The following is a 1,264-nucleotide window of genomic DNA, read 5'->3' as shown; positions in this document are numbered from 1 at the left end:
ATCGGGAGAAATATCAACCATTACTCGGTCAAGCTTATCCAGTAGATAATCCTCGTGTTTTCTTTGCAGGGGAACACTTGGCAATTAATCATGCTTCAGTTCAAGGAGCGGTGCAAACAGCGGTTTCAGCAGTTATTGATCTTCTGGAAAGTTCTATTTTTGAGATTTAGCTTCTCAAGCACTACCTAAACTAGATAAAGGTAAAAACAACAATAATGGATGCTCTTTAGTTCCTTCAAACCCGTATCCCTCATAATAAGCCAGACGTTCAATCTTTTTCACTGAAAAAAGCCTGATGACGTTGGATAGCTTCTTTTAAATGGTTGTTAGGGGCAGGCGGATTTTCAATCAGACTAAAAATTATATCCGCATCTTGGGGTGATAAGTGAATCACCTGTTCTGTATTAATCGCTTTTTGGGCTTCTTTAACCTGAGCATGAACCATAAATTGATTTAAGGTTGTCCCTGTTAAATCCGCAGCCGTAAGTATTCAGCCGTCAGCTATCAGCTAAAGGCCTACGGCCACGCTACGCGAACAGCTTAAGCCCTACAGATGGTGCTACTTGAGGTGCTAGCAGGCGCTTTAACTGAGCGAGGTCGGATGAGTAAAACGAGCAGGGATTTTCAATCAGGCCTACCAGCACCGCCCAGATTGCTTACTACCTCCTGTTGATTAGCTGACGGCTGACGGCTGATAGCTGAATGCTTACGTATCTTTGACCGATGCAGGAAGCCTAGCTGTCACGCGAGTATCATTAGGGGTGGTACTTGCCATCTGAATTTATTATTCAATTTCTTTTACTATAACAGAATGGTGTCATTTTGTCACCAGAAATTTCAGCTTCAAGAATAACGATCTATGACTCAATCCAAAGCCGAACCCAAATTATACAGCTTTGATGAATTTATCAGCTGGTATCCCGAAAACTCAGCAGTCCGTTACGAGCTACATGATGGAGTAATTATTGAAATGCCCAAGCCAAAGGGTAAACATTCAAATCTAACCGGTTCCCTGATTGAGCAATTATTGATAGTTATTAGGCAGATAGATAAAGGAGGTATTTGGACTATTCCTAGAGAGTCAATTGTTAAACCAAAACGGGAAAACTCAGGTTATGAACCGGACATTATTGTTTTGAACCAAGACGTTATGGAGGCTGAATCTCGCTGGGAAAGCGAATCAATTATTCAAAATCCTGATTCAGTCAAATTAATCGTCGAGGTTGTTTCAACTAATTGGCGTGACGATTACTACAATAAACTT

At 41.1% G+C, this 1,264-nt stretch carries 1 protein-coding gene and 1 pseudogene; one reads left to right on the top strand and one right to left on the bottom strand.

Annotated elements, in window-relative coordinates; translation table 11 throughout:
- Positions 1-268 precede the first annotated feature (268 nt).
- Positions 269-481: pseudogene (locus F6K37_RS43090) on the bottom strand (type II toxin-antitoxin system TacA family antitoxin); the annotation flags it as partial.
- 378 nt (positions 482-859) lie between these two features.
- Between F6K37_RS43090 and F6K37_RS43085 the strand changes: the two are divergent.
- On the top strand, positions 860-1,264 hold a 405-nt coding region (locus F6K37_RS43085), incomplete at its 3' end, for a Uma2 family endonuclease (protein WP_287257300.1).

The sequence above is a fragment of the Moorena sp. SIO4E2 genome, from assembly GCF_010671945.1.
Classification (GTDB): Bacteria; Cyanobacteriota; Cyanobacteriia; order Cyanobacteriales; family Coleofasciculaceae; genus Moorena; species Moorena producens.
The sequence above is the reverse complement of the archived record's forward strand: the minus strand, read 5'-3'. Positions and strand labels throughout refer to the sequence as shown.